The 6,818-nt window shown below is 66.0% G+C and carries 6 protein-coding genes; all 6 read left to right on the top strand.

Features of this window, described 5'->3' with window-relative positions; translation table 11 throughout:
* Positions 1 to 39: 39 nt before the first annotated feature.
* The 6 genes from prmA to purD all read left to right on the top strand — a co-directional run bounded on the left by prmA (position 40) and on the right by purD (position 6,802).
* The gene (gene prmA, locus K8I04_01840) at positions 40 to 912 is read left to right on the top strand and encodes a 50S ribosomal protein L11 methyltransferase (protein ID MBZ0070459.1); all 873 of its coding nucleotides are present in this window, start codon (positions 40 to 42) and stop codon (positions 910 to 912) included.
* Between the two features lie 258 nt (positions 913 to 1,170).
* Positions 1,171 to 2,049: a DUF3426 domain-containing protein gene (locus K8I04_01835; protein ID MBZ0070458.1), complete on the top strand. Its 879-nt coding sequence runs from the start codon at positions 1,171 to 1,173 to the stop codon at positions 2,047 to 2,049.
* A 281-nt stretch (positions 2,050 to 2,330) separates the two neighbouring features.
* Positions 2,331 to 3,317 (top strand): tRNA dihydrouridine synthase DusB, encoded by a 987-nt coding sequence (gene dusB, locus K8I04_01830; GenBank protein ID MBZ0070457.1) that lies wholly within the window; start codon positions 2,331 to 2,333, stop codon positions 3,315 to 3,317.
* On the top strand, positions 3,314 to 3,598 hold the full coding sequence (gene fis / locus K8I04_01825; GenBank protein ID MBZ0070456.1) for a DNA-binding transcriptional regulator Fis: 285 nt from the start codon (positions 3,314 to 3,316) through the stop codon (positions 3,596 to 3,598). The genes dusB and fis overlap by 4 nt, the downstream gene beginning before the upstream one ends.
* 175 nt (positions 3,599 to 3,773) lie before the next feature.
* Entirely contained in the window at positions 3,774 to 5,336 is a 1,563-nt protein-coding gene (purH, locus tag K8I04_01820) for a bifunctional phosphoribosylaminoimidazolecarboxamide formyltransferase/IMP cyclohydrolase (GenBank protein MBZ0070455.1), read from the top strand.
* Positions 5,337 to 5,518: 182 nt separating this feature from the next.
* Positions 5,519 to 6,802 (top strand): phosphoribosylamine--glycine ligase, encoded by a 1,284-nt coding sequence (gene purD, locus K8I04_01815; GenBank protein MBZ0070454.1) that lies wholly within the window; start codon positions 5,519 to 5,521, stop codon positions 6,800 to 6,802.
* The last annotated feature ends 16 nt before the right edge of the window (positions 6,803 to 6,818 follow it).

The raw sequence follows: 6,818 nt of genomic DNA, 5'->3' as shown, positions 1-6,818 counted from the left end.
CACCCTGTCTGGGGCATCCCGATCCTCCTGATTGTCCTCATCGGTCTTTATGAGTTCGTAGGCGAGTTCGGGGCCGGGACCCTTGTGGATTTCTTCGAGACGCTCGGTGCGCTCTCCATCACGCTGCAGGATGCCGCTGACCAGCCGCTGTTCGAGCCGCCACCGGGGGCGACGCCGCTGTGGTCGCAGGTGCGGGTCGCGGCGCTGTTCGAGGCCGGGACGGACGTGGTTCGTATCCGGGCGCAGCTGGCCGAGCGTTTTGGCCCGGCCTGCGCCGCACGGCTGCAGGCCGAGCCGCTGGAGGACCGTGACTGGGTACGCGCCTGGATGGACGGCTATGCACCCATGCGCTTCGGCGCACGCCTGTGGATTGTCCCGACCGGCTTCGAGGCACCCGATCCAGACGGTGTGAATCTGCTGCTCGACCCGGGGCTGGCCTTCGGCACCGGCACACATCCAACCACGGCGCTCTGCCTGGAATGGCTGGACGCGCATCCGCCGGTGGATCAGGTCGTCGTCGATTACGGCTGCGGCTCCGGTATCCTCGGTATCGCCGCGCTGAAGCTCGGCGCACGCGCGGTCTGGGCGGTGGACAATGACCCGCAGGCACTCACCGCGACCCGCGGTAATGCCGCCTGCAACGGCGTGCTCGAGCGGGTGGAGGCCTGTCTGCCCGGCGATCTCCCGGCAGACCTGCAGGCCGACCTGCTACTCGCCAACATCCTCGCCAACCCGCTCATCGAACTGGCGCCGCGTTTCGCCACGCAGGTGCGCCCGGGTGGCGGCTTGGTGCTGTCGGGTGTCCTGGTCGACCAGGCCACGGACGTGGTCGCCGCCTACCGCACCGCCTTCGCCATCGAGCCGTCCGCCCAGCGTGAGGACTGGGTGCGCCTCGACGGCCGGCGGCGGTGATGCGCCGGTGAAAACAAGAGCGCCACGGAGGACATGGGCCAGGGCAAAACCGCGACAAGTACGAAATCCACGAACCGGAGTATGTGGGTTTTACGCGTCTTCTCGGCGCGCCGATGGCGTGGTCATCCGGTCTTTGCCCATGTCTTCCGTGCCTTCTGAGTTTTCCGTGGTGCTCTTGTCTGCTTCTGGCCCGCGCCTTGCTTAAGTACGTGAATTCGGTTTAGCTCTCCTCCCAGGCTGTCCACCTCGAATCCCGCCATGTTCACCCGCTGCCCCGCCTGCCAGACACTGTTCCGCATCACCGCCGAGGCATTGCGGGCGGCTGGTGGGCAGGTGCGCTGTGGCCGCTGTGGGACGCAGTTCGACGCACTCCAACACCTGCTGGAGGTGGCGGCCATCGCAGAAGAATCCGGCGGCGGCCCCGCAGACCAGCCGCTGGAGGCACCATCGCTGCCGCCCGGTGACGACGGTCTGGTTACTACCGAGCATTCCGAGACGGTTGGCGCGGCCGGTGGGCCGCTGGCGGGCGACCCTGCATCAGAAGAGGAGTCGGAGAGGACATCGGAGGGGGAGTCGGCCGTGCGGGCGGAGCCGGTTACACTCGGCCTCGATCGTGCGGTGCTGGAGGCCGCGCTGCTCATCGAGGCGCCCGAGCGCCGTGGGACCGGTCGACGCATTGTAAGCGTGTTTACGCTGCTGGTACTGCTGGCGGTGTTCGGTCTGCAATGGGTCTATATGCAGCGCGTACCCTTGTACGAGCGACAGCCGGCGCTGCGGCCATTGCTGCAGCGGATGTGCGCCGGGCTGCAGTGTGGGCTGCCCCTGCCGCGCGCGCCGGGTCGCATCGAGGTCCTGACCCGGCAGGTACGGGAACACCCACGGGTCGCCAAGGCGCTGCTGGTGGACCTGGCCTTCGTCAGCCGGGCCGACCAGGTGATCGCGTATCCGGTGCTGGAACTCCAACTGTCCGATCTCTCCGGTAACCGTGTCGCGGGACGGCGTTTTGCGCCGCGCGAATACCTCCCGGCCGGTATCGACAGGGACACGGGGTTGCGGCCGAACGTCACCCAGCACGTCACGCTGGAACTGGTGCAGCCGAGTGCGAAGATCGTGTCCTTTCAGTTCGAATTCCTGTGAGCGGCACACCGCCGGTTGCCGGGGCGTGATCGCGGCAGGACTGCCGCTCCCCCAGGCGGCTGGCAGCGCATTGAGCGTGGCGACGTACCGTAAGCGGCAATCCTGCCGCGATCATCCTGGCGGCAATCTCAACGGCTTAGGCACTGGATCGAAAATACCACTCAACCTCGCCGGGTGGGTGCGGGCATTCTGCGCAGATTGCAAGCTTTCGCCGATCAGACCAAGCAGGTATTATCTGCCGTCCGCACGTTGCGCCCGGCCCTGTGACCTGGATGCAGGCAATGCACATCGGACCTTACGAACTCAAAAATAATCTGATCCTGGCGCCTATGGCCGGTGTGACCGACCGCCCCTTTCGGCAGTTGTGCAAGCGGCTGGGGGCGGGCTTGGCGGTATCCGAGATGGTGTCGTCGAACTCGCTGTTGTGGGGCAGTGCCAAGACCTTGCGGCGTGCCGATCACGCGGGCGAAGTCGAACCGAAATCCGTGCAGATCGCCGGCGCCGATCCGCGCATGATGGCGCAGGCCGCGCGCCACAATGCCGATAACGGCGCACAGATCATCGATATCAACATGGGCTGTCCGGCCAAGAAGGTCTGCAACGTCATGGCCGGCTCGGCGCTGCTGCAGGACGAGGATCTGGTCAAGCGTATCCTCGACGCCGTGGTCGGCGCTGTGGACCTGCCCGTCACACTGAAAATCCGTACCGGCTGGGACAAGGCCCACCGCAATGGCGTGCGGGTGGCACAGATCGCTGAGCAGGCCGGCATCCGGGCGTTGGCGGTGCACGGCCGTACCCGCGCCTGCGGCTACCGCGGCGAGGCCGAGTACGACACCTTGCGCGCCATCAAGCAGGCGGTGCGCATCCCGGTGGTCGCCAACGGCGATATCCGCACGCCGGAAAAGGCGCGCGAGGTGCTGGCATATACGGGTGCCGATGCCGTAATGATCGGACGCGCGGCGCAGGGCAGGCCGTGGATATTCCGGGAGATCGACTATTTCCTGACGACCGGGCGCCATCTACCCGCACCCACGGTAGAGGAGATCCGCGCCATCATGCTGGGACACCTCCACAACCTGTACGATTTTTATGGTGAATACACCGGGGTGCGTGTGGCGCGCAAGCACGTCGCCTGGTACAGCAAGGGTCAGCCCGGTGGGGCCCTTTTTCGCGACGGCGTCAACCGGGTGGAGAACACCACCGAACAGCTGGCGCTGATCGATGCATTCTTCGATCGACTCGCCGCCAACGAGGCCTTGGCAGCATGAGCACGCCGGTGGAAAAGGCGACTGCAGTGCACCCGCTGCCGCGCCGTGAGCCACAACGTCTGCGCGAGGCCGTGCGCGAGTGTCTGGAATCTTATTTCGCCGATCTCGACGGCCACAAGGCCGCGGACATCTATCAGCTGGTATTGGGCGAGGTCGAACCGGCCATGCTGCAGACTATCCTGGGCTTCGCCCAGGGAAACCAGACCCGTGCTGCCGAGATCCTCGGCATCAACCGCGCCACCTTGCGCAAGAAACTGCGCCAGTACGGTCTGGAGCCTTGAGCCGGGGCCCGGAAAACAAACAAGATCAGCTACGGATAACGCGGAAAGCACGGACGGATATAAGGGGGAAACCCCGTTCCGGAGAGGCGGTTTCATTGTCACGCCCTTCGTATTTTCCGTGGCCGATGTTTTTTCAGTCGAACACTTTTCACCATACTAACCGGAAGTACTTCGCATGAATCCAATCAAACGTGCGCTCATCAGCGTGTCCGACAAGGCCGGCGTGGCTGAGTTCGGCCGCCAGCTGCAATCGATGGGCATCGAGATCCTCTCTACCGGTGGTACCGCCAAGCTGTTGGCCGACGCCGGCATCGCCGTGATCGAGGTGTCGGATTACACTGGCTTTGCGGAGATGATGGACGGGCGCGTGAAGACGCTGCATCCGAAGATCCACGGCGGCATCCTCGGCCGGCGCGGTGTCGATGACGGCGTGATGCGCGAGCACGGCATCCCACCCATCGATCTGGTGGTGGTGAATCTCTATCCCTTCGAGCAGACCGTCGCCAAGCCCGGTTGTGATCTGCCGACCGCCATCGAGAACATCGACATCGGCGGCCCGACGCTGTTGCGCGCGGCGGCCAAGAACCATGCCGCGGTGACGGTGGTGGTGGACACGGCCGACTACGCGACCGTGCTGGCCGAGATGCGTACCAACAGCGGCGCGGTCACCGATGCCACGCGCTATTCGCTGGCGGTGAAGGCCTTCGAGCACACCGCGAACTACGATGGTGCCATCGCCAATTATCTCGGGGCGCGCAATCTACCCGCGGCCGACGGCACCTTCCCGCGCACGCTGAGTCTGCAGTTCCGCCGTGTTCAGGCCATGCGCTACGGCGAAAATCCACACCAGCAGGCGGCGTTCTATGTCGAGCACAAGACCGCTGCGGCGAGCGTCGCGACCGCGCGCCAGCTGCAGGGCAAGGAACTCTCCTACAACAACGTTGCTGACACCGATGCCGCCCTGGAGTGTGTCAAGACCTTCAGCGAGGGCCCGGCCTGCGTCATCGTGAAGCACGCCAATCCCTGCGGCGTGGCGTTCGGCGCGACCCTGCTCGAGGCCTATGACCGCGCCTACCGCACCGATCCGGAATCGGCCTTCGGCGGCATCATCGCCTTCAACGGCGAACTCGACGCCGCCACCGCCCAGGCCATCGCCGAACGCCAGTTCGTCGAGGTCATCATCGCCCCGGAGGTGTCGGCCGAGGCGTTGCAGGTGCTGGCGGCCAAGAAGAACGTCCGCGTGCTGGCCTGCGGCCACTGGGACCAGGCGTCGGCGCAGCGACTGGATTTCAAGCGTGTCACTGGCGGCCTGTTGGTGCAGGATGCCGATCTGCTGCTCAGCGCCGAGATCAAGGGCGTCACCCAACGCGCGCCGACCGCGGCCGAGATGCACGACCTGCTGTTCGCCTGGCGGGTGGCCAAGTTCGTCAAGTCCAACGCCATCGTCTACGGCCGTGACGGCATGACCATCGGTGTCGGTGCCGGCCAGATGAGTCGAGTGAATTCGGCGCGTATCGCTGGCATCAAGGCCGAGCATGCCGGCCTGCCGGTGCAGGGTTCGGTGATGGCCTCGGACGCCTTCTTCCCCTTCCGCGACGGCATCGACCAGGCCGCCGCCGCCGGCATCACCGCCGTCATCCAGCCCGGCGGCTCCCTGCGCGATACGGAGGTCATTGCCGCCGCCGACGAACACGGCATGGCGATGGTGTTCACGGGGATGCGCCATTTCCGGCATTGATGACCCGATGGTTCAACCACAAAGGACACGAAGGACACAAAGGAAACGAATTCATTGGAGCGGATGCGCTGGGTGGGGCCGGTTGGAACGCATCTGCCTCGGACCCGTCGAAAATTCACCCCGTGTTTTACTCTAAAACCCTCCGTGTCCTTTGTGTCCTTCGTGGTTAAAGGTTCCGTTATATGAAAGTACTGATCATCGGAGGCGGCGGGCGGGAGCATGCGCTGGCGTGGAAGGTGGCGCAGTCGGCGCGGGTGGAAAAGGTGTACGTCGCGCCCGGCAACGCCGGCACGGCGCGCGAGGCCAAGGTCGAGAATGTCGCCATCGGTGCGGAGGACATCCCGGCGCTGCTGGCATTCGCACACGACAACGGCGTCGGCCTGACGATCGTCGGGCCGGAGGCACCGCTGGTCGCCGGTGTGGTCGATACCTTCGAGCAGGCCGGTCTGCGCTGCTTCGGCCCACGCAAGGCGGCCGCCGAGCTGGAAGGCTCCAAGGCCTTCACCAAGGATTTCCTGGCCCGCCACGCCATTCCTACGGCCGCCTACGGCACTTTTACCGATGTGGATGCGGCCGCCGCCTACATCCGCCAGCAGGGCGCGCCCATTGTGGTCAAGGCCGACGGGCTGGCGGCCGGCAAGGGTGTGATCCTGGCGCAGACCGAGGACGAGGCCATTGGTGCGGTGCGCGACATGCTGGCCGGTGATGCCTTCGGCAGTGCCGGTCGGCGCGTGGTGATCGAGGAGTTCCTCACCGGCGAGGAGGCGAGCTTCATCGTCATGGTCGACGGCGAGCAGGTGCTGGCGTTGGCCAGTTCCCAGGACCACAAGGCCGCCGGCGACGGCGATACCGGACCGAACACGGGCGGTATGGGCGCGTACTCGCCGGCGCCGGTGGTGACGCCGGCAATCTATGCGCGGGTTCTGCGCGAGGTCATCCTGCCGACCGTACGGGGCCTGGCGGCGGAGGGCTGCCCCTATGTCGGCTTCCTCTACGCCGGCCTGATGATCGGTGCGGACGGTACGCCCAAGGTGCTCGAGTACAACGTGCGCTGCGGCGATCCGGAGACCCAGCCCATTATGCTGCGGCTGCGTTCGGATCTGGTGGATCTGTGCGAGGCGGCGCTGGACGGGCGTCTCGACCGGGTGCAGGCCGAATGGGACCCGCGCGCCTCGCTCGGCGTGGTCATGGCCGCCGGTGGCTACCCGGGGGATTATCGCACGGGCGATGTCATCCACGGCCTGCCGGTGGTGGAGCAGCCCGACGTGAAGGTCTTCCATGCCGGCACGGCCGAGCGTGCCGGTGAGGTGGTCACCCGTGGCGGTCGCGTGCTGTGCGTCTGTGCGCTCGGCGAGAGCGTCGCCAGCGCTCAGGCGCACGCCTACGAACAGGTGCGTTGCATCCGCTGGGACGGCGCCTGGTTCCGCAATGACATCGGTTACCGGGCGGTGGCACGCGAGCGATAAGGGGTCGGGGGTCGGG

The organism is Gammaproteobacteria bacterium, assembly GCA_019911805.1.
Taxonomy (GTDB): Bacteria; Pseudomonadota; Gammaproteobacteria; order Thiohalobacterales; family Thiohalobacteraceae; genus JAHJQQ01.
Note: the sequence above shows the minus strand (reverse complement) of the source record. Positions and strands in the feature narration are given on the sequence as shown.

Excerpts from the sequence above, each read along its gene's own strand:
- K8I04_01835 (MBZ0070458.1), top strand. The coding sequence starts at position 1,171 with ATGTTCACCCGCTGCCCCGCCTGCCAGACACTGTTCCGCATCACCGCC.
- dusB (MBZ0070457.1), top strand. The coding sequence starts at position 2,331 with ATGCACATCGGACCTTACGAACTCAAAAATAATCTGATCCTGGCGCCT.
- fis (MBZ0070456.1), top strand. The coding sequence starts at position 3,314 with ATGAGCACGCCGGTGGAAAAGGCGACTGCAGTGCACCCGCTGCCGCGC.
- purH (MBZ0070455.1), top strand. The coding sequence starts at position 3,774 with ATGAATCCAATCAAACGTGCGCTCATCAGCGTGTCCGACAAGGCCGGC.
- purD (MBZ0070454.1), top strand. The coding sequence starts at position 5,519 with ATGAAAGTACTGATCATCGGAGGCGGCGGGCGGGAGCATGCGCTGGCG.